Origin of the sequence: Dyella sp. (assembly GCF_035685805.1) — a bacterium.
GTDB lineage: Bacteria > Pseudomonadota > Gammaproteobacteria > Xanthomonadales > Rhodanobacteraceae > Dyella_A.
Window position 1 is genome coordinate 34174 of sequence record NZ_DASSAB010000010.1, and the last position, 26645, is coordinate 60818.

The window sequence follows — 26645 nt, forward strand, 5'->3', positions numbered from 1 at the left end:
ACTGTCTTCCGGAGAACTTCATGAAAACGTCCGTATCGGCTGGCACCTGGTTGCTCGGCGACCGCACCGTCAACCGCCTGGGCTACGGCGCCATGCAGCTCGCGGGGCCGGGCGTGTTCGGCCCGCCCCGCGACCACGCCGCCGCCCTTGCCGTGCTGCGGGCTGCGGTCGAGGCGGGCGTCAATCACATCGACACCAGTGACTTCTACGGGCCGCACGTCACCAACCGGCTCATTCGTGAGGCGCTGCATCCCTACGCGGATGATCTGGTGATCGTGACCAAGGTCGGTGCCCGGCGCGGCGAGGATGCCTCCTGGAACGCCGCGCAAAGCCCTGCCGAGATCACCCAGGCGGTGGAGGACAACCTGCGCAATCTGGGGCTGGACGTGTTCGACGTGGTGAACCTGCGCTCGATGCTCAGTGTGCATGGCCCCGCCGAGGGCAGCATCGCGCCGCAGTTCAGCGCACTGGCCGAACTGCAGCAGCGCGGCCTCGTCCGTCACCTGGGTGTCAGCAATGTCACCGCGGCGCAGGTGGCCGAGGCGCAGTCCATCGCGCCCGTGGTCTGCGTGCAGAACCAGTACAACCTCGCTCACCGCAGCGACGACGCGTTGATCGACACGCTCGCCGGGCAGGGCACTGCCTACGTGCCGTTCTTCCCGCTCGGGGGCTTCAGCCCGCTGCAGTCGCAAACACTGTTGGATGTGGCGACCGGGCTCGGCGCGACGCCCATGCAGGTGGCGCTGGCCTGGCTGCTGGCGCGGTCGCCGAACGTGCTGCTGATCCCGGGCACGGCGTCGGTGGCCCACTTGCACGAGAACCTCGCGTCGACGCGGATCATCCTCGATGCGCCGTCGATGGCGCAGCTGGACGCGATCGGCGCGGCCTGACGGTCGCCAAGGGCAGGGCGCGCGGGCGAATGGCCGAGGCAGCATGCGCAGCATGGCGAGAAGGTCCGGCCGGAACAGCGCTCCTGCCGCGCCGGGCGCACGCTGCGCACCGGCGCGCCCGGGTATGGACGGCTTTACGGCCGGACCTTTCCACGTAAGTCAGCTTGCCCGAGCCGGCACTGCAAACCCTTCTCGCTCCGGATAGGCCTGTGCGCCGTCTGCACCGGCGCACAGGCGCGCTGCCAGGAATGATATGTAAATATCATTGACACTTGTTTGTTAATTGAATAACACTCGCCCCGACCCACACACGACCGTCTCGGGGGAGAACGTCATGGATTCAAGCCGTCAGCTCCACGCTCGCCGCGCCATCTACCTTGCCGTCGCCCTCGCCCTGCTGGGGCCTTTGAGCGCAGGTGCCCGCCCGTCGCCCGCATCGACCGGGGTTGCCCCGACGCAGGCACCGGCGTCCACCGCGCAGACGCAGGACACCTCGCCCGGAACGCAGGACGCGCCCACCGATCTGGGCACGGTCGTGGTTACCGCCAACAAGCGCAGCGAACGCCTGCAGGCCGTACCGATGGCGGTGTCCGCGCTCTCAGGCAGCGATCTGGAACGGCAGAGCGCACTGAACTTCGCCGACTACGCCACGCGCGTGCCGGGGCTCAGTACGGTGTCGCAAGGGCCGGGCCAGACCCAGCTCACGCTGCGCGGAATTACTTCCGGTGCCAACACCGCCAACGCCACGGTGGGCACCTACATCGACGACACCCCTTACGGCTCCAGCACGGTCTACTCCGCCGGCAGCGTGCTCACGCCGGACATCGATCCGGATGACGTCGAACGCATCGAGGTGCTGCGCGGGCCGCAGGGCACCCTGTACGGATCGAACACGCTCGGCGGGCTGGTCAAGTTCGTCACCGTCAAGCCCGACGCCAGCGCGTTTGCCGGGCGCGTGCAGGCCGGCGCCAGCAGCGTCTCCGACGGAGGCGACGGTTTCGACGCGCACGCGATGGTCAACCTGCCGCTGGTGCGCGACACGCTGGCGCTGCGGGTGAACGCCTACACCCGGCACGACCCCGGCTATACCGACAATGTCGCCACCGGCAAGAAAGACGTGGACGACGCCCGGGTGCATGGCGGCCGCGCCCAGTTGCTGTGGACGCCGAACGCCGACGTGTCGCTGCGGCTGTCCGCGCTGGCGCAGAACCTCAGCGGCGATGCGCTGGCCAACACCGGCACCGACGTCGATCCGCTGACGCTCCGGCCGATCTACGGCGATCTCAAGCAGAACCGCACGCCCGGCGCCGGAGCATTCGCGGTGCGCTACCGCCTCTACGACGCCGGCATCGACGCCAACCTGGGCTGGAGCCAGCTGGTGTCCTCCACCAGCTACAGCACGCTGGACCGGGACGTGAACACGGACGCGACGGTGGCCTACGGTCCGATCATCAATCCGGCGCTCGGGCTGGACAACGGCGGCTACTCGATCCGAAATCCGATCACCCTCGGCAAGTTCACCCAGGAGCTGCGGCTGCAGTCGCCGGCCGACCAGACGCTGGAATGGCGCGTGGGCGTGTTCTACACGCGCGAGCACACCAGCAACGTGCAGGACATCCTCACCTTCGACGCCAGCACCGGCGAGCCGATCGCCCTGCCGTTCACGCTGGGGCACATCGCGGTGGGGCCGGCGACGTTCACCGAGTGGGCCGGCTATGGCGACATCACCTGGCACGCCAGCGAGCGCTTCAGCGTGCTGCTGGGCGCGCGCTACACCCACGACCAGACCACCTACGCGCAGACCGGCACCGGCATCCTGGTGGGCGACAGCGATTTCACCATCAAGGGCTCGGACTCGCCCACCACCTTCCTGATCAGCCCCAGCTTCACCTTCAGCGATGATGTGATGGCCTACGCGCGCGTGGCGTCGGGCTACCGTCCGGGCGGCCCCAACGTGGGCGTACCGCCGGGTCTGGGGGCGCCGGAAACCTTCGCGCCGGACAAACTGGTGAGCTACGAGCTGGGTGTGAAGTCCACGCTGCTCGATCGACACATGACGCTGGACGTGGCCGGTTTCTACATCGACTGGGACAAGATCCAGCTGACCTCGTTTGCCGGCGGCTTCAGCTTTCTCGGCAACGGCGGCAAGGCCACCAGCAAGGGCGTGGAGGCGAGCTGGCAGTATGCCGCCGCGCCGGGGCTGATGCTGTCGGCCAATGCCACCTGGACCGACGCGCAACTGGCGGCGGACACGCCCGAAGGCCTCTACGGCGCCAAGGGCGACCCGCTGCCGTGGGTGCCCCGCTGGAGCGCCAATCTGGGCATCGACTACGACTTTCCGCTGGGCAACGGCTGGTCCGCGTTCGTCGGCGGCAGCTATCGCTATGTGGGCAAGCGGGTGACCGATTTCCAGGTGGTGCCCGGCCCGCGCTTCGACGTGCCCAGCTACGACGGCGTCGACCTGCGCGCGGGCGTCAATGTCGCGCGCTGGACCTTCAAGGCGTACGTCAAGAACCTCACCAACGACCGCGGCATCAGCGCGATGAGTTCGGAAACCACCGACCCGACCGGCAGCCCGTTCAGCGCGAACTACGTCACCCCGCGCACCGTCGGGCTGTCCGCCAGCGTGAGCTTCTGAGCCTGTTTCGCCATCCCGCCCTATCCGGAGTGTGTCCATGAATCGCTATGCGAAGATCGCCGCGGCGTTCGCTCTCACCTGTGCCGTCGGCCTGGTCGCGGCGCAGGTGTCACCGCCGCCGGCCAGCCCCGCGCCGGCCGGTTCCACCTCATTGCCTGCAGCGAGCGCGTCGCCCGCCGCCGGCGTTGCCGACGCGGCACCGGTCGATGATCGCCAGCACCGGCTCGACGCCGCCGACCTGTCGAGCTTCTTCGACGGGCTGGTGCCGTTCGCCCTGAAAAGCGGCGACGTGGCCGGCGGCGTGATCAGCGTGGTCAAGGACGGCAAGCTGATCTTCGCCCGCGGCTACGGCTATGCCGACCTCGAGACCCGCACGCCGCCGTCGCCGCAGACCACGCTGTTCCGCCCCGGCTCGACGTCCAAGCTGTTCACCTGGACGGCCGTGATGCAGCAGGTGGAGCAGGGCAAGCTGGATCTGGACAAGGACGTCAACGCGTACCTGGATTTCACCATTCCGCCGCGCGATGGCAAGCCGATCACGCTGCGCAACATCATGACCCACACGCCGGGTTTCGAGGACACCGCGCGCGGGCTGCTGCCCAAGACCACCGACGAGGTGAACCTGGAGAAGTACCTCAAGACGCACGTGCCGGCGCGCATCTATGCGCCGGGCGGCATCGTGGCGTATTCCAACTATGGCTGCGGCGTGGCCGGCTACATCGTGCAGCGCGTGTCCGGCGAGCCGTTCGCCGACTACATCAAGCACCACATCTTCGACCCGCTGGGCATGGCCCACTCCAGCTTCGCGCAGCCGTTGCCGCCGGCGCTGGCGCCGCTGATGTCCAAGGGCTACCAGAGCGCGTCCGACGGCAAGCCGCAGCCGTTCGAGCCGGTCGATCCGGCGCCCGCCGGTGCGCTCAGCAGTACCGCCACCGACATGGCGCGCTTCATGATCGCCCAGCTGCAGGACGGCCGCTTCGGCGATGCGCGCATCCTGGAGCCCGCCACCGCCCAGCTGATGCACAGCCCCCAGCACACGGCTGCGCCCGGGCTCAACGGCTTCGACCTGGGCTTCTACCAGGAGGACAGCCACGGCCAGCGCATCATCGGGCACGGCGGCGATACGGTGGTGTTCCACAGCGACCTGCACCTGATGCTGGACGCCAACGTGGGTGTGTTCATGTCGTTCAACAGCCTCGGCAGCGGCGGCGGCGCGCACGTGATCCGGCGGGCGGTGTTCGATGCCTTCCTCGATCGCTATTTTCCCTACCAGTCGCCGGAGCAGCCCACGGTGGCCAGCGCCGCCGCCGACGCCGCGCGCGTGGCCGGCTGGTACCAGTCGAGCCGTCGCAACGACAGCGCACTGCGTCCGCTGTACCTGCTCGGCCAGAGCAGCGTGCAGGCGCTGCCCGATCACACCATCGTGGTGTCGGACTGGACCGACTACGCCGGCAAGCCGCTGCACTGGCGCGAGGTCGGGCCGCTGATCTATCGGCAGGTGCACGGCGATGCGCAGCTGAAGTTCATCACCGGCAAGGACGGCGACATTGCCTACTGGGCCACCGACGTGGAGGCGCCGGTGTTCGTGTTCCAACGGGTTCCGGCGGCGCGCTCGCTGGGAAGCGTGGGCGTGCTGGGCGGCCTGGCGCTGCTGGCGCTGGTGATCGCCCTGCTGAGCTGGGGCGTGGGCGGCTGGGTGCGGCGCCACTACCGCCACCCGCTGGTCCTGGATGCGACCCGCCGCCGTACCCGCCTGCTGTCGCGGCTGGGCGTGCTGGCACTGTTCGTCGACGTGGCCGGGTGGAGCACGCTGCTGATCGCGTCGTCGGTCAGCGAGGACATGCTGCTGCAGGGCACGATGACGCCGTGGCTGTATCTGCTCTACGTGCTGGGCGTGCTCGCCCTGCTCGGCGCGCTGGCGGTGGTGGTGCATGCCGTGCGCTGCTGGATGGGGCCGCGCCGCGGCCGCTGGGTACTGGCGGGCGAAACCCTGCTGGCGCTGGCGGCGATCTACCTGGGCTGGTTCATCGTCGCGTTCGGGATGATCAGCTTCAACGTCCGTTACTGACCCTTCGCGCGGCTGCGCCACCGCGCGGCCGCGCGCTCGCTCCCTGCAGGAAGGCATGCATGAACATCCACGATGGCGGGCGACTGCGCCTGCGCGCCACGCTCATGAGCTGGGCGATCAACGAACCGTTCCACATCACCGGCTACACCTTCACCACCTTCGATGCACTGATCGTGGAGCTGACCGACGCCGACGGCCGCACCGGACGCGGCGAAGCGCAGGGCGTGTACTACCTGAAGGACACCCCCACGACCATGCTGGCGCAGATCGAGGCGCTGCGCGGGCAGATCGAGGCGGGCCTCACGCGCACCGGGCTGCAGTCCCTGCTGCCGGCCGGCGGCGCCCGCAACGTGCTCGACTGCGCCTTGTGGGACCTGGAAGCGAAGCAGGCCCGGCAGCCGGTGTGGCAGCTGGCGGGGCTCGCGCCGCCGGCGCCGCTGCTCACCACCTACACGCTGGGCGCGGACCGGCCCGAGTTGATGGCCGCCCGTGCCCGCGCATACGGCGCGGCGCGCGCGATCAAGCTCAAGCTCACCGACGACGACCTCAGCGCGCGCCGCGTGCTGGCCGTGCGCGAGGCACGGCCGGACGTGTGGCTGATGGTGGACGCCAACCAGGGCTTCACCCGGGAATCGTTCGCCCGGCTGCTGCCGACCCTGGTGCAGGCGCGTGTGGATGTGATCGAGCAGCCGTTCCCGGTGGGCAACGAGGCGTGGCTGGACGGCCTGGAGCGCCCCATCCGCATCGCCGCGGACGAGAGCGTGCAGGATCGCGCGGACCTGGATCGGGTGGATGGCCGCGTCGACGTCATCAACATCAAGCTGGACAAGTGCGGTGGCCTCACCGAGGCGCTCGACATCGCCCGTGAGGCGCGCCGGCGCGGCTTCGAGCTGATGGTCGGCAACATGGGCGGCTCGTCGCTGGCGATGGCGCCGGCATTCGTGGTGGGCCAGCTGTGCGACGTGGTCGACCTGGACGGGCCGCTCAGCATCATCACCGACTACACCCCGTCGGTGATCTACGAGGGCGGTAACATCTGGTGCCCCGACGCGCTCTGGGGCGGTCCGCTGGCGGTGCCGGCCTGATCCATGACCGGCCTGCGAGGAGGGTTCCACGCGTGATCTCTGCCACCCCCGTGCCGTTGGGCGAGAAGACCTGGTTCGGCCATCCGCGCGGCCTGACCGTGCTGTTCCTCACCGAAATGTGGGAGATGTTCTCCTTCTTCGGCATGCGCGCGATCCTGGTCTATTACATGACCAAGCACCTGGACATGGACCAGGAATACGCCTCGCTGGTGTATGGCGCCTACGCCGCGTTCGTCTACTTCACCCCGGTGTTCGGTGGCGTGGTCGCCGACCGCTGGCTGGGCAAGGCGCGTGCCGTGGTGATCGGTGGTGCGGCGATGGCACTGGGGCACTTCATGATGTCCTCCGAGGCGCTGTTCTATCCCGCACTGTGCATGATCGCGCTGGGCAACGGCTTGTTCCTGCCCAGCCTCGCCAGCCAGATCGAAGGGCTGTACCGCCACGGCGATCCGCGCAGCAAGAGCGCGTACAACATCTATTACGTGGGCATCAATCTGGGCGGATTCCTGGCGCCGCTGGTCTGCGGCACGCTGGGCGAGGCCTACGGCTGGCACTGGGGCTTCGGCGCGGCGGGCATCGGCATGCTCGCGTCGCTGGTGATCTACCTCGCCGGGCGCCGCTACCTGCCGCCGGAGCCCGCGCGCGGCGCCGAGGCGCGCGCGGCGCGTCCGCCGATGGACCGCGCGGCCCGGGACCGTTTCGCGCTGCTGATCGGCATCGCCGCGATCGTGGTGGTGTTCCGCGGCGCCTATGAGCAGAACGGCAACACCATCGCGCTTTGGGCCGACACCGGCATCGATCGGCAACTGGCGGGCGGCTGGACCATCCCGATGACGTGGTTCCAGTCGATCAACTCGTTGGCGGTGTTCGCCCTCACGCCGGTGCTGGTGGCGCGGTGGGCGCGGCTGGCCAGGCGCGGCGTGGAAACCCCGTTGCTGGGCCGCATGGCGTTCGGTGCCCTGATCGTGGCGCTCTCCTACGTCGCGCTCGGCGCGGTGGCCGGCTGGAGCGAGGCGCACGGCACGCGCGCCAGCTGGCTGTGGCTGTTCGTGTGGTTCGTGGTGTTCACCATCGGTGAGCTGTACATCCTGCCGACCGGGCTGGCGCTGTTCGGTCGCATGGCGCCGGAGGGTTTTCGCGCCACCAGCATCGCCACCTGGTTCTTCGCCGGCTTCTTCGGCAACCTGCTGGCCGGTGCGCTGGGTACGCTGTGGAGCCGCTTCGGCCACGGCGGTTTCTTCATGCTGATCGGCGCGGTCGCCGGCGTGTCGGCGCTGCTTCTGTATATGCTCGGCCGTCGCCTGGGCGACGTGGAGCGCCACGCAGGTGCGGAGCCGGCCGTGCTGTCGCGCTGAATCCGCCCCGCGTTCGCCTGGCCGCAGCACCCCGAGTCGAGGATCCATGATCAAGGACCTGCAGAAAAAACTGAAAAGCCGCTGGGACACGTTCACCACGTCGGAGCAGAAGATCGCCACCTACCTGCTGCACGACCTCAGCGCCATTCCGTTCGAGACGGCGGCGTCGCTGGGCGAGCGCGTCGGCGTGAGCCCGATGACGGTGGGCCGGTTCCTGCGCAATCTGGGCTATGCCGGATTGAATGAACTCAAGGCGGAGTTGCGCGAGGACTCGCCCTGGCTGCAGCTGTACAACAACCCGGCGCGGGCCGGCGGTGCCGATGCGCTGTCGGAGAGCCTGCAGGCGGACATCCGTGCCCTGACCGCGGCACATGCGCTGGTGCGCACGCCGCAGTGGGAGGCGATCGTGAACATGCTGGTGGCGGCCGACCGCGTGTCGGTCGCCAGCTTCCACCACGGCCGCTTCTTCGGGCTGGGGTTTGCCAGCCTGCTGCAACACGTCAAGCCGCGCACCAGCTTCGCCGACGGGCTGGATGGTGCCTATGCCGACGTGCTGCTGGACTCCACCGCCAACAGCTGTCTGGTGCTGATCGATTTCCGCCGCTACTCGCGGCACTTCCGCATCCTGGCCGAGGAGGCGGTGGCGCGCCGCATCCCGCTGGCGATCATCACCGATACCCAGTGCTACTGGGCGCGCCAGCTCACCGACAACGTGCTGATGCTGCCGATCGATCCGGCGCTTGCCTGGCACAATTTCGGGCCGGTCACCAGCCTGCTCAGCCTGCTGACCGGCAGCGTGATCAAGGCCCAGGGCGAGATGTTCGAGCGCATTGGCGATATCACCCAGTTGCGGCAGAAGTTCGTCGGTTATGTGGAGGCACCCACGCCCGCCAAGGGCGCCGGGGCGCGATCGCCTGGCAAGCCGGCCGCCGGCAAGGGCGGTGCCGCCAGGCGGCCGCGCGGCAGCAAGCCCGCCGGCTGACTGCGGCGCTTTCGCCGCATGGCGTGCCGCCGTGCCTGTTGCAGCGTGCGGCGGCGGGGATCTCACCGGCTGCGTCCCCGCCGCGCCCAAGGTCGGACGTTGCGGTCAGCGCATGCCGCCGCCGGCGTACAGCTCCTCGCCGGTGAGCCAGTAGGAGTCGTCCGAGGCCAGGAAGGTGACGATGCCGGCGATGTCCTGCGGCTGGCCGGTGCGACCCAGCGGCGTCTGCGTGATCGCGCTGGCCTCGAAGTCCGAGCCGATGAAACCCGCGGTGTGGGTACCCTCGGTCTCCACGATGCCGGGGTTCACCGCGTTCACGCGGATCCTGCGCGGACCGAGCTCGCGCGAGAGCACGCCGGTGATGCCGTTCACCGCGCTCTTGGTCGCGGTGTAGACGGCGCTGGCCGGCGGCACGATGCGCGAGACGACCGAGCCGATGTTGACGATGCTGCCGCCGTCGTTCATCCGCGCCGCGGCAGCCTGCGTCACCAGCAGCAGGCCCAGCACGTTGACGTTGAACTGGCGATGGAAGTGCTCTTCGGTGATCGCCTCCAGCGGCGCGAACTCGTACACGCCGGAGTTGTTCACCAGCACGTCGAGCCGGCCGAACCGGGCGATGGCCGCCTCCACCAGGGCCGCGGCATCCGCGGCCTGGGACACGTCGCCCTTGACCGCCACCGCCTTGCCGCCCGCTGCGGTGATGTCGGCGACCACGGCATCGGCGCCGGCCTTGCTGGACGCGTAGTTGACGATGACGGACGCGCCTTCGGCGCCCAGCGAACGGGCGATGGCCGCGCCGATGCCTTTCGATGCGCCGGTGACCAGGGCGACCTTTCCAGTGAGCTTGCTCATGACGATGTGTCCTTGGGGAAGATGAAGCGAGATGGCTTAGAGAGCGGGGGTAGCGGGCTGCAGGAGGTTCATGCAGAGTCCTGTAGTCCCGTCGTTCGTAAAATACGAACAATGGAACAAAGAGTCAAGCGCTGTTAGCATCGCGGCATGAAACCGCTGGTCCATCCATCGATCGACGACATCACCGTGGAGGGCATCCTGCATGCGCTCTCCGACCCCGTGCGCGCGGCGATCTATGCCGACATGGCCGCTGCCGAAGGCGCACAGACCTGCTCCACGTTCCTGCAGGTGGTGGACAGGGCGATCCCCAAGTCGACCCTGTCGCAGCATTTCCGCACGCTGCGCGAGGCAGGCCTGGTGCGCAGCGAGCGGCAGGGCGTGGAGATGCTCAACACCACGCGTTGCAGCGAGATCAACCAGCGCTTTCCCGGTTTGCTGCCCGCGATCATGAACGCCTATCGCGCGACGCAGCCGGCCAAGGCCGCGGACAAGCGCAAGCCCGCAGCGAAAAAGCGCGCCGGCTGACGGCCGGCACACGCTGCACGCGAGTCACTCGCGGCGGCGCTGCAGCCGCCGGGTAATCTGCCGCCGCCACTCGTCCGACAGGGCCGGCACCGCCAGCGCCTGTTCGAGCACGGCCAGGGCGCGGCAATCGTTGGGTCGGAAATACGCCTCGAACAGGGCGCGGATGGCGATCCGCTCGCCATCCTCCGCGATCACTTCCACCGGCTGTCCGGCCTCGATGCTGCCCTCGCGCAGCACGCGCAGGTAGACGCCGCTGCGCAATGATTCGGCGAAGCGCCGGGGCATGTCCCGGTCGCCCAGCCGGATGCCCAGCTTGAAGCACGGCACCCGCGGTTGCGTCACCTCGAACCGGGCACCGCCGATCTGCAACTGGTCGCCCACGCACACCTTCGCCTCGTCCAGCCCGGCGATGGTGAGGTTCTCGCCGAACTGGCCGTGCGGCAGGGTCTCGCGGTCGAGCTCCCCGCACCACCACGGATAGTGGTCGAGCGAGTAGGCGTAGACCGCCTTGTCGGCGCCGCCGTGGTGCACGAGGTCCGCCTGTCCGTCGCCGGCCAGGTTGAGCCAGCGCACCGCCACCGGGCCATCGACCGGCCGCTTGAAGATGCCCGTGGCGACGGTGCCCCCGTCGTGCGCGACCGGTGCAGGAAGGGCAACGCTGACGGTGGCGAGGGTCATCGGCATGACGGGTCTCCGGGCACAGGCGAGGGGAGCGCTCTTTTTACGCGGTTTTTATGCCACCGCGCCGGTGCGCTACCCCTTTCTTATGCGCCGGTTCCTATCGTGTGCGCCTTGCAGATGGGTCGGCCCCGCCTTCGCGGATGGGCCGGCAAGGGTCTTGATGTCGCCGTGCAGCCTCCGCCGCTGCCGGCGATCCGTGCGCGACGGCAGCGTTGCCGTCAGCTGGGAGTGTTGGCAATGCAAACGTCCTCGAACCGCCGCGTGGCGGCGCTCGCGCTGGGTGCGGTCGGCGTGGTCTACGGCGACATCGGCACCAGCCCGCTTTACACGCTCAAGGAGGTGTTCGGCCCGCATGGCGTAGCGCCGTCGCCGGACAACGTGCTCGGTGCGCTGAGCCTGGTGTTCTGGTCGCTGATCATCGTGGTCTCGCTGAAGTACCTGCTGTTCATCATGCGCGCGGACAACAAGGGCGAGGGCGGCATCATGGCGCTGATGGCGCTGGCCCAGCGCAGCGCGCGCGAGGTGCCGCGCCTGCGCCTGGTGATCGCCGTGCTGGGCATTTTCGGTGCGGCACTGTTCTACGGCGATGGCGTGATCACGCCCGCCATCTCGGTGCTGTCCGCGGTGGAGGGGTTGAAGGTGGCCGCGCCGCACCTGGAGCGCTACGTGGTGCCGATCACGATCGGCGTGATCGTGGCGCTGTGCTGGCTGCAGAAGCACGGCACCGCGCGGATCGGCGCCGTGTTTGGACCGGTCTGCGTGGTGTGGTTCGCGAGCATCGCGACGCTTGGCGTCATCGGTATCGTCCGGCACCCGGCGGTGCTGCAGGCACTGTCCCCGACCTACGCGGTGGGGTTCTTCATGCACAACCACGCGCAGGCGTTCTTCGCGCTGGGTGCGGTGGTGCTGGCCGTTACCGGCACCGAGGCGCTCTACGCCGACATGGGCCATTTCGGCAAGGGGCCGATCCGGCTGGCCTGGTTCAACCTGGTGCTGCCGTCGCTGGTGCTGAACTACTACGGCCAGGGGGCGCTGGTGCTGGAGGATCCGGCGGCAGTTGCGAACCCGTTCTATCACCTGGTGCCGCGGGCGCTGCTGTACCCGATGATCGCGCTGGCCACGGTGGCCACCGTGATCGCCTCGCAGGCGGTGATCTCCGGTGCGTTCTCGATGACCCGCGAGGCGATGCAGCTCGGCTACGTGCCGCGCATGCGGGTGGTGCACACCTCGCACGAGATGTCGGGGCAGGTCTACGTGCCATTTATCAACCGCGCGCTGCTGGTGTTGATCGTGCTGGCGGTGCTGGGTTTCCGCTCCTCCGACAACCTCGGCTCGGCCTACGGCATCGCGGTGACCGGCACGATGGTGATCACCACGCTGCTGGCGCTGGTGGTGGCGCGGTTCCAGTGGGGCTGGCGACTGCCCGCGCTGCTGGGCACGGGGCTGGCGCTGCTCACCGTGGACCTGGCGTTCTTCAGCGCGAACATCATCAAGGTCGCCTCCGGCGGCTGGTTTCCGCTGGCGCTGGGCTTGGGCGTGTTCGTGCTGCTGACCACCTGGCGCCGCGGCCGCGAGCTGGTGCTGCGCGAGGTGCAGCGCGGCGGCGTGGCGCTGGCGCCGTTCCTGACCACCCTGCAAGAGCACCCACCGGTGCGGGTGCATGGCACCGCCGTGTTCCTCACCGCCAGCAGCACGGTGGTGCCGCACTCGTTGCTGCACAACCTCAAGCACAACAAGGTGCTGCACGAGCGCAACGTGCTGCTCACGGCCGAAACGCTGGACACGCCCCGCGCGGAGCCGGACGAACAATTCCAGTGGCAGCCGCTGGATGCCAGCTTTTCGCGGCTGGTCGTGCGGTTCGGTTTCGACGAGGACGCCGACATCCCCGCGCGCATGGCCCAGTGCGTGCGCGAGGGGGTCGCCTTCGACCTGATGGATACCACCTTCTTCGCCTCGCGTGAGTCGATCGTGCCCGACGCCCGCCGCGCCGGCATGGCGTCGTGGCGTGATCGGCTGTTCGTGCTGATGGCGCGCAACGCGATGCCGGCCACGGCCTTCTTCGGCATTCCCGGCAACCGGCTGATCGAGCTGGGCGCGCAGGTGGAGATCTGACGCCGATGCCGGCGCATGCAGGGCATCGGTGGGCGGCGTCGACAAGACTTCGCGCCGGTGCAGCGGATGCACTAACGTGGGCCACCTCCCTCGGGTCCGGCCGCATGTTCGACTTCACCAGGGCGCCGCCCTCGCCCCGCTGGCGCACGCTTGGCGACTACCTGTTCGCCTCCGCGGTGGCGGGGCTGGCGTTTGCGCTGGCTTTCGCGGCGCAGCGTTACCTGTCGGTGGCCAACCTTTCGCCGGTGTTCCTCACCGCGGTACTGGTGGTGGCGGTGCGCACGCGCATGGCGGTGGCCGTGTATACCGCCATGCTGTGCTTTGTCGGCTACAACTTCTTCTTTACCGCGCCCCGCTTCACGCTGGCGATCGCCAGTGCGGACGACGTGCTGGCGGTGGGGCTGTTCCTGCTGGTGGCGCTGGTGTGCAGCCACCTGGCCACCCGGCTCGCCCGCCAGGTCGCCACGCTGCGGGCCGCACAGTGGCAGGCGCGCACGCTGCTGGACCTGGGTCAGCAACTGGCGCGCACGGCGAACATCGCAGGCATTCGTGCGGCTGGTACGGCCGCCCTGGCGCAGGCCCTGGAGGCACGCGCAGCGATATTGCTGGTGGCTGACGCGGGTGGGCCGCTCGAGACGGCGGTTGCGGTGCCCTCGCCGCCGGAATGGAGCGGTGCCGACCTGGCGGCGGCGCTGTGGAGCCGGCAACAGGCACAGCCGGCCGGAGCGCACGTGCCGGGCACACCCGTATCGGCGTACTGGTTCCTGCCGCTCACCGACGTGCCGCCGGCGCGCGCGGTGGTCGCGCTGGCCCTGCGCGGGGAAGAAATGGAACCTAACGACGCGCGCCGTGGACTGGCGCGGGCGATGCTGCGCGACATGCAGCTGGCGCTGGAGCGTGCGGAGCTGGCCGAGGCGCTGGAGCAGGCGCGCGTGCAGGGCGAGACCGAGCGGCTGCGCAGCGCGCTGCTGTCGTCGGTGTCGCACGACCTGCGCTCGCCGCTGGCGGCGATGATCGGCGCCGCCGGTACGCTGTCGAGCTACGACGCGCAGTTGCCGCCGCAGGAACGCCGCGAGCTGATGGAATCGATCCTGGAGGAGGGCCAGCGGCTGGACCGCTACATCCAGAACCTGCTCGACATGACCCGGCTCGGCCACGGCACGCTCAAGCTCAACCGGGACTGGGTCGACGCCAGCGAGATCGTGCTCACCGCGGTCGGTCGGTTGCGCCGGTTCCATCCCGCGTTGCGGGTGGAGACCACGCTGCCGAGCGCCACGGTGCTGCTGTACGTGCATCCGGCGCTGATCGAGCAGGCGCTGTTCAACATCCTGGAGAACGCCGCTCATTTCTCGCCGCCGGAGGAGCCCGTGCGCGTGACGCTGCAGGTGGCCGGCGAACAGTTGCAGATCACCGTCAGCGATCGGGGCCCGGGCATACCCGAGGAGGAGCGGGCACGCATTTTCGATCTGTTCTATTCCGTCTCGCGCGGCGATCGCGGCCACAAGGGCACCGGGCTGGGGCTGTCGATCTGCCGCGGCATGATCGGTGCGCACGGCGGCAGCGTGGAGGCGCTGCCGGGCACCGGCGGCGGCACCACCTTGCGCGTGACGCTGCCGCTGCCGCCCGCGCCGGAGCCGGGCCCGTGAGCGCCGCCGCGCCCCGCGTGCTGGTGATCGACGACGAGGCGCAGATCCGGCGCTTCCTCGACATCGGCCTGCGCGCGGAGGGCTATCACGTGCTGCTTGCGGCGACTGCCGCCGAAGGGCTTGCGCTGGCGGCCACGCAGTCGCCGGATCTGGTCGTGCTCGACCTGGGGCTGCCCGATCGCGAGGGCCACGAGGTGCTGGCCGAGCTGCGCCAGTGGAGCAACGTGCCGGTGCTGATGCTGTCGGTACGCGACGCCGAGAAAGAGAAGGTCCGGGCGCTGGACCACGGTGCGAATGACTACGTGACCAAGCCGTTCGGCATCCAGGAGCTGATGGCCCGCCTGCGTGCGCTGCTGCGCACCCGCGTGGTGGCCGGTGCCGACGACACGCCCGCCCGGTACGACGACGGTCATCTGGTGGTGGACCAGCTGCGGCGGGAGGTCTCGCTGGATGGCGAGCCGGTGGCGCTCACGCGCAAGGAATACGCCGTGCTCGCGCTGCTGTTGCGCCATGCCGGGCGGGTGGTCAGCCAGCAGCAGTTGCTGCGCGACGTGTGGGGCGCCAGCCACGTGCAGGACACGCATTACCTGCGCATCGTGATCGGTCGCCTGCGCCAGAAACTTGGCGATGACCCGGCCGCGCCGCAGTGGCTCAAGACCGAGCCGGGCGTGGGTTACCGGTTTCTGGAAAGCGACGGCGACGCCCGCTGATGGCTCACTCTGCCGGCGTTGCCGGATCGGTCTTGCGGCGGCGCCGGCGCGGCTGGGGCTGGGCCAGCAGAGCCTGCAGATAGGCCACGCCTTCTTCCTCGGGGAAAAAGGCCACCACGTCGGCAACGGTCAGCTGATGGCGCGTGCGCAGCGCCAGGAACTCGTCCCGCGCCCGGGCGATCCGTTCGGCTTCGGCCGCCTTGGTGCTGGGCCGGCCGCGCTTTTTCTTCAGTGGCGCCGGTGCGACGGTCGTGCTGGCCGGTGCGGTGGCGGGTGGTGTGACGGTGGCCTGCTCCCTGGCCTTGGCGGCGTCCAGTGCAGCCAGTTCGGCCTGGAACTGACGAAAATCATAAGAGCTTGAGGACATGAAGAACGCTGCTGCTGGGGAGGCGGTATCTTTGCACGCCGCGGCGGCGCGCTGCGCTCATGCCGCCGATGGCGCGGCGGCCGGTTCCGCCTGCCGCCATTGGCGCAGTCCCATCGCGGCCAGCGCGATGAAGCCGGCGTAGAGCACGGCGGTGATCAGCAGGTGCTTGTAGACGTATTCGCCCACGTAGATCACGTCCACCGCAATCCACAGCCACCATGCCGCCACGTGGCGACGCCCCTGCCACCACTGCGCGACCAGGCTGAAGCTGGTCAGCGCGGCGTCCAGCCAGGGCAGGGCGGCGTCGGTCCAGCGATGCATGGCGTAGCCGAGAACCAGCGCGCCGGCCATGCCGACGGCGACGTGCCACGCCGCCTGGGCGAACGGCAACGGCGCCACCTGCACCCGCCCGTCGTCGCCCAGGTGACGCAGCCAGCGCCGCCAGCCGTAGACGATGAGCCCGGCGAAGGCGAGCTGGAGCAGGGCGTCGGAGTAGAGCCTGGCATCGACGAAGATGCCGCCGTAGACCAGCACCGAGGCCAGTCCCACCGGCCAGCACCAGGGGCGGCGCCGGGCGGTGAGCCAGACCGCCCACGCGCTGATCAACGCGCCCACCAGCTCGACCCAGTTCATGCTCAGAACCCGACCGTGACCGACAGCCGTGCCAGCCGCGGCGCGCCGGTGAACAGGTAGGTATCACCGAAGGCACCGCCGGTGTCGCGCCAGTAGAAGGTGTTGAACACATTGTCCACGCTCAGGTGCCAGGTCATCGGGTGGCCGCTCCAGTCGGTGGTGTAGCGCAGGCCGGCATCGAATACGTTGTACGCAGGCACGCGGGCGCGACCGTCCGGCGTGGCCGGGTTGGCGCTGGCATAGCGCCAGCCGCCGAGCAGGCCGATGTTGGCCGCGACCGGCAGGCGGTAGTCCAGATAGACGGCCGAACGCAGGCGCGGCACGTTGACGATCTGGTGGCCTTCGTACGCCGGCGTGCCGGTGTCCCGCGCGCGGGCCTGGATCAGGTTGACGCTGGCGGTGAGGCGCAGGCTGTCGTTCACCCGTCCGGCGGCCTGGAGCTCCAGTCCGGTATGCACCTGCTGGCCGTGCTGCACGAACGTGAAGCCGTAGGCCGAGTTGTCCGGCTGCGCGTACTGATACGGCTGGCGGATGCGGTACAGCGCGCCCTGCAGGCTGAGCGTATCGCTCCACTCGTACTTCACGCCCGCTTCGAGCTGGCGCGAGTGCACCGGGGCCAGGATCGCGCCGCCGTTGGTGGTCCAGTACGGCGCCTCGGCGCCCAGCGACAGGTTCTCGCTGTAGCTGGCGTACACGGTGAGCGGGGCGCTCGGCTGCCACAGCAGCGCGGCCTGAGGCAGGGTCTTGCTCAGGCGCGTGTGGCGCTCGAGCACGAGGCCGGTGTCATCCCAGGCGCGCTCGTCCAGCCGCACGAAGCGGGCGCCCGCCAGCAGCTGCCACTGCGTGCCGAAGTGCACGCGATCCAGCGCGAACAGGGCCCGCTGCCAGCTGGTGAAGGTGCGCGCCGAGGGGCCGGGCTGGTTCGGCGAGGGTGCGAAATAGGGCGGGTCGATCTGGTCGATGTTGCCGGTGCCGACGTAGTCGTACACGTAGGGCCGCTGGTCCAGCGTGCGGCGGAAGGCGCTGGCGCCCAGGCTCACTTCGTGGCTGAGGCTGCCGGTGTCGAAGCCACCCTTGATCACGGCGCGCACTTCGTCGTTCTGGCGGGTGTCGTCGGGGCTGCGGAAATCGTAGATGTCGTAGTCGCCATTGGGGGCGAAGAACTGGCCGGGGTACTCACCGGTGGCGCACTGCGGCGCGTAGAAGCAGCCGTAGGCGAAGGCCACGTTGTCGTCGATCACCGTGTGGCTGTGGCCGGCCGAGAGCTGCGCGCTCCATTGCTCGCTGAAGCGGTAGTTGAAGCGCGCGGTGGTGTTGCTGGAATGGATGCCCACCGGCTGCTGCCACGGCTGGTAGCCGAGCAGGCGCGTGTTGCTCGGGTGCGCCGGGATGGTGGTGCCGCCGAGCAGCTGGTAACCGGAGACGGAGCGCTGGCCGCTGGTCTGGTAGTTGCTGTCCAGCTCCAGCGTGGCGCGCTCGCTGATTTTCCAGTCCGCCGCCAGCGAGAGGAAGCTGCGCCGGCCGGGCGTGTGCCGGACGTAGGAGTGGGTGTCTTCGTGTGCGGCGTTCACGCGCACGCCGAACGTGGGGCTCAGCCAGCCGCCCATGTCCACCGCGGCGTAGCGCGAGCCGTGCGAGTCGGTGCCCAGCGTGGCGGTACGCACGTCGGCCGGGCGCTTGCTGACGTAGTTGACCAGGCCGCCCGGCGCCACGATGCCGGCTTCCAGTCCGCCCAGGCCCTTGAGGATCTCCACCCGCTGCTTGTCTTCCAGCGGCGTGAGCTGCTCGCCGTTGATGGTCATGTCGTTGAGGCGATAGGCGGTAGCCAGGTCGAGCACGAAACCGCGGATGGCCAGATCCTGGTAGTAGCCCACCGGCGCGTAGTTGTCGCCCACCGCGGCATCGGCGCGGGCCAGCTCGCTGAGCGTGCGCGGCTGGCGGTCGTCGATCTGGTCGCGGGTGATCACCGTCACCGACGCGGGCGTGTCGTGCAGCGGCGCGTTGCCGAAGCTGCCGAAGGTATCCACCTGCGCGCTCTCGGCGCGGTAACCCTTGTCCGCGTTGGCGGTGACCTGCACTGCACCGAGACGCCTGGCCTGGGCGGGGTCGTGGCCGGCGTCGTCGGCGGCATGCGACGGGGCGACCGCGGCCAGGGCGATCGCGGAAATCAGAGCGGCAGCGAGGGGATGGCGGTGCAGGGAATTCATGGTCGTCGTCGTCTCGAAAGGGCAGGACGAAGCGACGGCGCACCACCGACGCACGGACGTGCGCGATGGTGCTGCAAGCTCCCTACGCCGGTGCTAGCCGGATCAGGTTCCAAGGGACTCTCTCAGCCCGGCGTCATGCCGGGCACCCCCGCTTCAAGGCGCGCATTGAAACACGAAACGCAGGCGCTGCGTCAGGCGGCGGCGCGAATGGCCCCCAGCAGGGCCTGTCCGGGCGGCGTGGAAAACCAGGCGGCGTGGCCGCGCAGGAAGGTGTCGTAGGCGACAGCGGCAGCGTGGCTGTCCTGGGTCACCGCGTGGAAGTACTCCACTTCAGACAACGCGAAATCCACATGCACCACGGGCAACAGCTCGGCCAGCAGATGGACGTCCGAACGATCCAGCGGCCGCACCTGCCGATAGCCGGCGATCAGCGCGAGCGCGATGTCGACGTGCACGGCGTCGCCGGTGTCGAGCTCCAGCCAGGCGATCGCGTTGCGCTCGATCGCGGTCGCCAGGTCGAACAGCGCGAAGGTGGCGGCGGCCAGCCCGAAGTCGAGCACCGCGGTGATCTCCGCGCCGTCGTCCGCGCCACTCCAGCACAGGTTGGAGACGTGCCAGTCGCCATGGGTCCACAGCCGCGGCTGCCGGGCCAGCGCAGGCTGCGCCCGTTGCCACGGCGCAAAGACCGCGGCCAGGTCGTCGCGCCAGTTGCGACCGCGCAGGAACTGCGCAAGCCCGGGGCGTTCGCCGAGTTGCGCGTCGAGCGCCTGCACGGGATCGACTGCGGTGACCAGCTCGCTGCGCGCCACCAGCACGTGCGTACTGCGTTGCGCGGCGGCGCGGCCCTCCGCCGCCCGATGCAGTTGCGCCAGCATCCGGCCCGCGGTGAAGGCGTGCGCCGACCGCGCGGGCGGCGACCAGGAGATCGTCTCGCGGTACAGGTCGATGCCGCGGGCCTGTTCGTGCACTTCGTACACCCAGTCGCCGCGCTCGATGGCCGTCTCGCCATGCGCGTCGGCAAACAGGCGGGCGAGCGGCATGCCACCGCCTCGCAGGCAGGCGATGAAGCCGTGCTCCTCACGCAGCGCGGCGGCGTTCCGCACGCTGTGGTGGTGGCGCTTCACGAACACCGTGCCGCCCCCGGTCTGCACCAGGCAGGCGGCCGACAGCGGACGCGGGCTGTGCCAGATGATCCGCCACGGCGACGCCAGCTGCGGGATCGCGTCCAGCACGGTGTCGACCTCGGCGACGGTGAGGGCGGGCCAGTCCGGGGCGATCTCGTCGCCGGCCAGGCCGTGCACGCGGTGGGAGGAGTCGGTCATCGGCAGTCCGGGCCAGCACACAAGCGCGCGATTATCGCCCAGCGTGCACGCGGTGGCCCGGCGCGGCCTTCCGGCTTCGTGTCGCATCGCGTCTAATGGGCGTTCCGCCAGCCACCGTGTGCCGTTGTCGATGAGTGCGTTGCTGTTGTTGTTCGTGTGCCTGGCGCTGGGGGCGCTGGTCGCGCGGTTCGCCCGCCCGCCCGCCGGCATCGTGCAGGGGCTGAACTGGTGGGTGCTCAATATCGCGCTGCCGGCGCTGGTGCTGGCAATGATCCCGCGCGTGCACTTCGACCGGCACACCTGGTTTCCGATCGCCACCATGTGGATCACTTTCTTCGGTGCGTGGCTGCTGTTCGCGGTGCTGGGGCGCATGCTGCACTGGCCGCGCGGGCGCATCGGTGCGCTGACCCTGGTGTGCGGCCTGGGCAATACCTCGTTCATGGGTTACCCGATGGTGGAGGCGATGCACGGCAAGCCCGGGCTGGCGCTGGCTGTCGTGGCCGACCAGCTGGGCTGCTTTCCGCTGCTCGCTGCCGGCGGCATCGTGGTGGCGTCGCTGTATTCCGGGCGCACGCCCAGCGCGGCGCTGGTGGTGCGGCGCATCGTCACGTTCCCGGCATTCATCGCACTGCTGATCGGGGTCGTCGCCGGCTTGTGCGGTGGCTGGCCCGCGACGCTGGACCAGCTGCTGATGCCGCTGGGGCAGACACTGACTCCGCTGGCGCTGTTTTCGGTCGGGTTGCAGTTCAAGCTGCACCTGGAGCGCGGACAGCTCGGCGCGCTGTCGAGCGGGTTGGCCTGGAAGCTCGCCGCGGCGCCGCTGGCCGGATGGGCGCTCGGTCGCGCGCTCGGGGTGGACGGGCTGACCCTGTCGGTAGGCGTGCTGCAGGCGGCGATGGCGCCGATGATCTCGGCAGCGATTCTGGCCGATCAGTACGAGCTGGAGCCGCGCCTGGCCAATACCGTGCTGGGAGCGGGCATCGTGCTCTCGCTCGCGACCGTGCCGCTGGCCAACATGCTGATGGGCGGATGACGCATGCAGGGCGTTTGCGTGCGTGCCAGCGGACCCGCGACGGCACGATAATGCCGCGATGAGCGAAGCGACTTTTTCTCCCGCAGCCGAAATCCGCATCGACGTGTGGCTGTGGGCCGCGCGTTTCTTCAAGACGCGCAGCCTGGCCAAGCAGGCCGTGGTGGGCGGCCGGGTCGAACTTAACGGTGCCGGCTGCAAGCCCTCGCGGGCGGTGCGGGCCGGCGACCGGCTCGACGTGCGTCGCGGCGAGGAACGGATGCAGGTGGAGGTACTGGGCCTTGCGGACCAGCGTGGCCCGGCGACCGTGGCGCAGACGCTCTATCGCGAGACCGAGGCGAGCCGGCTGGCGCGCGAGGCGGCGCGCGAACAGCGTCGGCTGATCGGCGCCTCGGCGCTGCATCCGCAGGGCCGGCCCGGCAAGCACGACCGCGCCGCGTTGCGGCGACTCAAGGGCATCCCCGACGCCGGCGATTAGTGCGTCGGCGCGCACGCGGCCAGCCCCCGCCGATTGCGCACGGGGGCAGCTGCCGTGAGACTACGCGCGGGGGCATGACGGGGAGTGACGCAATGTCGGGTTTCGATTTGTTCAAGCGGCTGCTGAACGCCGGCGAGCGCAGGCAGCAGAACGCGCGCGTGCAGGCCGTGCGCGGCGCGCGCATGCTGGTGGTGGATGACTCGCCCACGATTCGCGCGGTGCTGGGGAAAATGCTGGCCCAGGATGGCTACGAGGTATCCAAGGCCGGCGACGGCGAGACGGCGCTGGCGATCGCCCGCAGCCAGAAGCCGGACCTGATCTTTCTGGATATCGTGATGCCGGGCATGAACGGCTTCGCGGTGTTGCGCACGCTGCGCCGCGAGCCGGAGACGCGCGGCATCCCGATCGTGATGATCAGCGGCAACCTGCAGGCGACCGAGCAGTTCTACGTGCAGCGCTTCGGCGCGGACGACTTCATGAAGAAGCCGTTCGGTCGCGCCGAGGTGTTCATGCGCATCCAGCAACTGGTGGAAGCGGGGCGGCTGGCAGCGCGTGATCCGCTGCTCGATCCGCCGCAGGACCTGCCGGCCGAGTCGGCGGCATCGCACGATGCCATCCCCGATGTGGCGCTGCCCGATGCGGACGACCCGCACATGGTCGCGCCGGTGATCACCGGTCCGCTGGTGGAGCCGCACGAGGAGATCGCGCCGGCGGAAGACGTACCCCGCAAGCACTGAGTCGACGGGCGTACAGCACGAGGGGCACGGGTGTCGCCACCCGTGCCCCTCGTGCCTTCATCGACCGGCCGTGCCGGCTCGCGCCTCAGCGCAGGTCGTAGCGATCCAGGTTCATGACCTTGTCCCACGCCGCGACGAAGTCATGCACGAACTTCTCGCCCGCATCGGCACTGGCGTAGACCTCGGCCAGCGCGCGCAGCTGCGCATGCGAGCCGAAGATCAGGTCCACCCGCGTGCCGGTCCAGCGCAGTTCGCCGCTGTGCCGGTCGCGTCCCTCGAAGACATCCGCCTCGGTGGTGCTGGCCTTCCATGCGGTGCCCATGTCGAGCAGGTGGACAAAGAAGTCGTTGCTCAGGGTGCCGGGCCGTCCGGTGAACACGCCATGCGGGCTCTGTCCGACGTTGCCGCCCAACACGCGCAGGCCGCCGATCAGCACGGTCATTTCCGGCGCGGTGAGGGTCAGCAGCTGCGCCCGGTCGATCAGCAGCGCCTCGGCGGGCACCGCGTAACGCCGCTTGAGATAGTTGCGGAAGCCGTCGGCGACCGGCTCCAGCGGCGCAAACGCCTCCACGTCGGTCTGCTCCTGACTGGCGTCGGTGCGGCCGGGGGCGAACGGCACCGTCACCGCCACGCCGGCGGCCCGCGCCGCCTGCTCGACCGCGGCGCTGCCGGCCAGCACGATCAGGTCGGCCAGCGAGATCTTTGCCCCTTCGCGGTTGAACTCGGCACGAATGCCCTCGAGCGTCGCCAGCACCCTGGCCAGCTGCTCGGGCTGGTTCACCGCCCAGTCCTTCTGCGGCGCCAGCCGGAGGCGTGCGCCATTGGCGCCCCCGCGCTTGTCGGAGCCGCGAAAGGTGGAGGCCGCGGCCCACGCGGTGGACACCAGTTCCGCCACGGACAGCCCCGCGTCGAGCACGCGCTGTTTCAGTGCGGCGATGTCCGCCGCATCCACCAGCGGGTGGTCGACGGCGGGCACCGGGTCCTGCCACAGCAGTTCCTCGGCAGGCACGTCCGGGCCCAGATAGCGCGAGCGCGGACCCATGTCGCGGTGGGTCAGCTTGAACCAGGCCCGGGCAAATGCATCGGCGAACTGCTCGGGATGCTCGAGGAAGCGGCGCGAGATCTTCTCGTAGGCCGGATCGACGCGCATCGACAGGTCGGTGGTGAGCATCGTCGGACGTCGCTTGCGCGACGGATCGTGCGCGTCGGGAATGATCGCCTCGCTGTCCTTGGCCACCCACTGGTGGGCCCCGGCCGGGCTCTTCTCCAGCTCCCATTCGTAGCCGAACAGGTGCTTGAAGTAGTCGTGGCCCCACTGCGCGGGCGTGGTGGTCCAGGTCACTTCCAGGCCGCTGGTGATGGTGTCGGCGCCCTTGCCGGAGCCGTAACTGTTGCTCCAGCCCAGGCCCTGCTCGGCCAGGTCGCCGGCTTCCGGTTCGCGGCCGACGTGCTCGGCCGGTGCGGCGCCATGGGTCTTGCCGAAGGTGTGGCCGCCGGCGATCAGGGCGACCGTTTCTTCGTCATCCATCGCCATCCGGGCGAAGGTCTCGCGGATGTCGTGTGCCGCGGCCAGCGGGTCGGGCCTGCCCTCGGGGCCTTCGGGGTTGACGTAGATCAGGCCCATCTGCACCGCGGCGAGCGGGTTCTCGAGGTTGCGCTCGGTCGGGGCGGTACGGTCGTGCTCGTGGCCGTGCAGGCCCGCATCGGCCACGATCTCGCCCTCGGCGTCACCGGGCTCGCTGCGCGCATAGCGCACGTCGCCGCCCAGCCAGGTGGTCTCGTTGCCCCAGTAGACGTCCTGATCCGGCTCCCAAACGTCCTCGCGGCCGCCGCCGAACCCGAAGGTCTTGAAGCCCATGGTCTCCAGCGCGACGTTGCCGGTGAGCACCATCAGGTCGGCCCAGGAAATCTTGTTGCCGTACTTCTGCTTGATCGGCCAGAGCAGCCGCCGCGCCTTGTCCAGGCTCACGTTGTCCGGCCAGCTGTTGAGCGGCGCGAACCGCTGCTGGCCGCGCCCGGCGCCGCCGCGGCCGTCGCCGATGCGATAGGTGCCGGCGCTGTGCCAGGCCATGCGGACGAACAGTGGGCCGTAGTGGCCGAAGTCCGCCGGCCACCAGTCCTGCGAATCGGTCATCAGGTCGGCAAGGTCCTTCTTCAGCGCGGCCAGGTCGAGGCTTTTGAACGCCGCCGCGTAATCGAAGGCGGTGCCCATCGGGTCGGAGCGGGTCGAGTGCTGCTGCAACAGATCCACCCGCAGCTGTTTCGGCCACCAGTCCCGGTTCGTGGTGCCGCCGCCGGCAGCGTGGTTGAAAGGGCATTTGGCCTGGGTGGACATGGGCTATCTCCTTAGCGGGTGGGTGCCGAAGCGGCGAACGTCGTGACGGCGATGGCGAGGGATCACGTGGCCACGCGGGCATTGCCCGGCGGCCTGCGGCCATCGCGCGCTGCATGGCGCGCCATGTCCGACGTCCCACGGTAGAGCACGGTGGTGAGCGAAGGAATTCGTTTGTGCCGATGCAGACGATAGCCGCAGGCTATGCCGCGATGGTTGATGGCGGATAGCACGTTCCTGCGCACGCGGGTCGCAGACGGGCGGTGGAGCCGCGTGCTACCGCCGTGCCCGCCGAGGCTGCGGCGGAAGCCAGATCAGGCCAGCGCCTTGAGCCGATAAAGCTCGGCAAGCGCCTCGCGGGGCGAGAGGGTGTCGGGGTCGAGTTCGGCCAGGCGCTTGTGCAACGGCGAGGGTTGCGGCGCCGCGAACAGGCCCAGCTGGGGCGACTCCGGTTTTGCACGGGCCGTGGCGGCACCACCGTGCATGCCTTTCTCCAGCGCCGCGAGCGTGCGGCGGGCATCGGCGATCACCGGCCGGGGCAGCCCCGCCAGCGCTGCCACCTGCAGCCCGAAGCTCTGGTTCGCCGGGCCTTCCTTCACGGCATGCATGAACACCAACTGCTCGCCGTACTCCACGGCGTCCAGGTGCACGTTGGCGATGCCGGGATAGTCACCGGCCAGTTCGGTGAGCTCGAAATAATGGGTGGCGAAAAGCGTCCACGCGCGGCAGTGGGTGCCCAGGTGCACCGCGCTGGCGCGGGCCAGTGCGAGGCCGTCGTAGGTGCTGGTGCCGCGGCCCACTTCGTCCATCAGCACCAGGCTGTGTTCGGTGGCGTTGTGCAGGATGTTGGCCGTCTCGCTCATCTCCACCATGAAGGTGGACTGCCCGCGCGAAAGATCGTCGCCGGCGCCGATGCGGGTGAAAATGCGATCGATCGGGCCGATCGTGGCCGCGCTGGCCGGCACGTAGCTGCCGATGTGCGCCAGCAGCACGATCAGCGCGTTCTGGCGCATGTAGGTGCTCTTGCCGCCCATGTTGGGGCCGGTGATCACCAGCATGCGGCGGGCGTCGTCGAGCTTGAGGTCGTTCGGCTCGAACGGCTCGTCGCGCACCTTTTCCACCACCGGATGGCGGCCGCGCTCGATCGCGATGCCGGCCTCGTCGGTGAGCACCGGCTCGGCCCAGTCCAGCGTCTCGGCGCGTTCGGCCAGGGTGGCCAGCACGTCCAGCTCGGCGATCGCGGCGGCGGCGGTCTTGAGCGGTTCGAGCTGCCCGATTAGCTGCTCCAGCAGCGCCTCGTACAGGGCGCGCTCGCGCATCAGCGAGCGCTCCTTGGCCGACAGCACCTTGTCCTCGAAGGTCTTTAGCTCCTCGGTGATGTAGCGCTCGGCGTTCTTGGTGGTCTGCCGGCGCGTGTAATGCGCGGGTGCCTTGTCCGACTGCGCGCGGCTGATCTCGATGTAATAGCCGTGCACGCGGTTGTAGCCGACCTTGAGCGTGGTGATGCCGCTGGCGGCTTTTTCGCGTTCCTCCAGCTCGACCAGGTATTGGTCGGCGTGGGTGGACAACCGGCGCAGTTCGTCGAGTTCGGCGTCGTAGCCGTCGGCGATCACGCCGCCGTCGCGCTGCAGTACCGGCGGTTGCTTGACGATGGCGCGGGCGAGCAGGGCGGCGCTGTCGGCGTGGTCGCCAATGCGTTCGACCAGGGTGTGCAGCAGCGGACTGTCCAGATCCTTGATGCGCGTCCGCAATTCCGGCGCGGCCAGCAAGCCGTCGCGCAGGGTAGACAAATCGCGTGGGCGCGCCGAACGCAGCGCCACGCGGGCGAGGATGCGTTCCAGGTCGCCGATGCCGCGCAATTGTTCGCGCAGGCTGTCGTAGCGGCGGCTGTCGATCAGCGTGCCGATGGCCTGGTGGCGCTGGCGCAGCAGCTCACGCGAACGCAGCGGCCGGGTCAGCCAGCGGCGCAGCAGGCGTGCGCCCATCGGCGTCACC

The 26645-nt window shown here is 69.5% G+C and carries 21 protein-coding genes and 1 riboswitch; of the genes, 13 read left to right on the forward strand and 8 right to left on the reverse strand.

The annotated features are described in order from the left end of the window. Window positions 1-20: 20 nt before the first annotated feature. The 6 genes from VFG40_RS01975 (at window position 21) to VFG40_RS02000 (ending at window position 9018) form a co-directional block, all read left to right on the forward strand. Window positions 21-890: an aldo/keto reductase family oxidoreductase gene (locus VFG40_RS01975; RefSeq protein ID WP_324894344.1), complete on the forward strand. Its 870-nt coding sequence runs from the start codon at window positions 21-23 to the stop codon at window positions 888-890. A gap of 334 nt (window positions 891-1224) precedes the next feature. Continuing rightward, entirely contained in the window at window positions 1225-3528 is a 2304-nt protein-coding gene (locus VFG40_RS01980) for a TonB-dependent receptor (RefSeq protein WP_324894346.1), read from the forward strand. 37 nt (window positions 3529-3565) lie between these two features. Continuing rightward, window positions 3566-5596 (forward strand): serine hydrolase domain-containing protein, encoded by a 2031-nt coding sequence (locus VFG40_RS01985; protein WP_324894348.1) that lies wholly within the window; start codon window positions 3566-3568, stop codon window positions 5594-5596. Between the two features lie 59 nt (window positions 5597-5655). Further along, window positions 5656-6681: a dipeptide epimerase gene (locus VFG40_RS01990; RefSeq protein ID WP_324894349.1), complete on the forward strand. Its 1026-nt coding sequence runs from the start codon at window positions 5656-5658 to the stop codon at window positions 6679-6681. A gap of 32 nt (window positions 6682-6713) precedes the next feature. Next, on the forward strand, window positions 6714-8036 hold the full coding sequence (locus VFG40_RS01995) for a peptide MFS transporter (RefSeq protein WP_324894351.1): 1323 nt from the start codon (window positions 6714-6716) through the stop codon (window positions 8034-8036). Between the two features lie 46 nt (window positions 8037-8082). Then, window positions 8083-9018 carry a MurR/RpiR family transcriptional regulator gene (locus VFG40_RS02000; RefSeq protein WP_324894353.1) on the forward strand — a complete coding sequence of 312 codons (936 nt, stop codon included), beginning with the start codon at window positions 8083-8085 and terminating at the stop codon, window positions 9016-9018. A 105-nt stretch (window positions 9019-9123) separates the two neighbouring features. Here VFG40_RS02000 and VFG40_RS02005 read toward each other — a convergent pair whose 3' ends face one another. Continuing rightward, the gene (locus tag VFG40_RS02005) at window positions 9124-9870 is read right to left on the reverse strand and encodes a glucose 1-dehydrogenase (RefSeq protein WP_324894355.1); all 747 of its coding nucleotides are present in this window, start codon (window positions 9868-9870) and stop codon (window positions 9124-9126) included. A gap of 147 nt (window positions 9871-10017) precedes the next feature. On the opposite strand from VFG40_RS02005, the gene VFG40_RS02010 reads away from it, so the two are divergent. Beyond that, a complete protein-coding gene (locus VFG40_RS02010) occupies window positions 10018-10395 on the forward strand; it encodes a helix-turn-helix domain-containing protein (protein WP_324894357.1) in 378 nt (125 codons plus the stop codon). 24 nt (window positions 10396-10419) lie between these two features. Here VFG40_RS02010 and VFG40_RS02015 read toward each other — a convergent pair whose 3' ends face one another. Further along, a complete protein-coding gene (locus VFG40_RS02015) occupies window positions 10420-11079 on the reverse strand; it encodes an MOSC domain-containing protein (RefSeq protein WP_324894359.1) in 660 nt (219 codons plus the stop codon). Window positions 11080-11313: 234 nt separating this feature from the next. On the opposite strand from VFG40_RS02015, the gene VFG40_RS02020 reads away from it, so the two are divergent. The 3 genes from VFG40_RS02020 to VFG40_RS02030 all read left to right on the forward strand — a co-directional run bounded on the left by VFG40_RS02020 (window position 11314) and on the right by VFG40_RS02030 (window position 15544). Beyond that, window positions 11314-13188, forward strand: a complete 1875-nt coding sequence (locus VFG40_RS02020) for a potassium transporter Kup (RefSeq protein WP_324894361.1) — start codon at window positions 11314-11316, stop codon at window positions 13186-13188. Between the two features lie 104 nt (window positions 13189-13292). Continuing rightward, window positions 13293-14834, forward strand: coding sequence for a sensor histidine kinase (locus VFG40_RS02025; RefSeq protein ID WP_324894363.1), 1542 nt, complete (start codon window positions 13293-13295; stop codon window positions 14832-14834). After that, on the forward strand, window positions 14831-15544 hold the full coding sequence (locus tag VFG40_RS02030) for a response regulator (RefSeq protein WP_324894365.1): 714 nt from the start codon (window positions 14831-14833) through the stop codon (window positions 15542-15544). Before VFG40_RS02025 ends, VFG40_RS02030 begins: the two co-directional genes overlap by 4 nt. A 4-nt stretch (window positions 15545-15548) precedes the next feature. On the opposite strand, the gene VFG40_RS02035 is transcribed toward VFG40_RS02030, so the two are convergent. The 4 genes from VFG40_RS02035 to VFG40_RS02050 form a co-directional block, all read right to left on the reverse strand. Then, the gene (locus VFG40_RS02035; RefSeq protein WP_324894367.1) at window positions 15549-15911 is read right to left on the reverse strand and encodes a 2-hydroxyacyl-CoA dehydratase; all 363 of its coding nucleotides are present in this window, start codon (window positions 15909-15911) and stop codon (window positions 15549-15551) included. Between the two features lie 57 nt (window positions 15912-15968). Next, window positions 15969-16544, reverse strand: a complete 576-nt coding sequence (pnuC, locus tag VFG40_RS02040) for a nicotinamide riboside transporter PnuC (RefSeq protein ID WP_324894369.1) — start codon at window positions 16542-16544, stop codon at window positions 15969-15971. Window positions 16545-16546: 2 nt separating this feature from the next. Then, window positions 16547-18751 (reverse strand): TonB-dependent siderophore receptor, encoded by a 2205-nt coding sequence (locus VFG40_RS02045; RefSeq protein WP_324894371.1) that lies wholly within the window; start codon window positions 18749-18751, stop codon window positions 16547-16549. A 62-nt stretch (window positions 18752-18813) separates the two neighbouring features. After that, window positions 18814-18911: riboswitch (TPP riboswitch) on the reverse strand. A 31-nt stretch (window positions 18912-18942) separates the two neighbouring features. Then, window positions 18943-20073 (reverse strand): phosphotransferase enzyme family protein, encoded by a 1131-nt coding sequence (locus VFG40_RS02050; RefSeq protein WP_324894373.1) that lies wholly within the window; start codon window positions 20071-20073, stop codon window positions 18943-18945. Window positions 20074-20203: 130 nt separating this feature from the next. Between VFG40_RS02050 and VFG40_RS02055 the strand changes: the two genes are divergently transcribed. The 3 genes from VFG40_RS02055 (at window position 20204) to VFG40_RS02065 (ending at window position 22318) form a co-directional block, all read left to right on the forward strand. After that, on the forward strand, window positions 20204-21106 hold the full coding sequence (locus VFG40_RS02055) for an AEC family transporter (RefSeq protein ID WP_324894375.1): 903 nt from the start codon (window positions 20204-20206) through the stop codon (window positions 21104-21106). A 58-nt stretch (window positions 21107-21164) separates the two neighbouring features. Further along, on the forward strand, window positions 21165-21581 hold the full coding sequence (hslR, locus tag VFG40_RS02060) for an Hsp15 family ribosome-associated heat shock protein (RefSeq protein ID WP_324894377.1): 417 nt from the start codon (window positions 21165-21167) through the stop codon (window positions 21579-21581). Between the two features lie 92 nt (window positions 21582-21673). Beyond that, the gene (locus tag VFG40_RS02065) at window positions 21674-22318 is read left to right on the forward strand and encodes a response regulator (protein ID WP_324894379.1); all 645 of its coding nucleotides are present in this window, start codon (window positions 21674-21676) and stop codon (window positions 22316-22318) included. Between the two features lie 85 nt (window positions 22319-22403). Here the strand turns inward: VFG40_RS02065 and katG are convergent, their stop codons facing one another. Together katG and mutS are read right to left on the reverse strand one after the other, a co-directional pair. Continuing rightward, window positions 22404-24653 carry a catalase/peroxidase HPI gene (gene katG, locus VFG40_RS02070; protein ID WP_324894381.1) on the reverse strand — a complete coding sequence of 750 codons (2250 nt, stop codon included), beginning with the start codon at window positions 24651-24653 and terminating at the stop codon, window positions 22404-22406. A gap of 311 nt (window positions 24654-24964) precedes the next feature. After that, a partial coding sequence (gene mutS, locus VFG40_RS02075) for a DNA mismatch repair protein MutS (RefSeq protein WP_324894383.1) occupies window positions 24965-26645 on the reverse strand: 1681 nt, incomplete at its 5' end.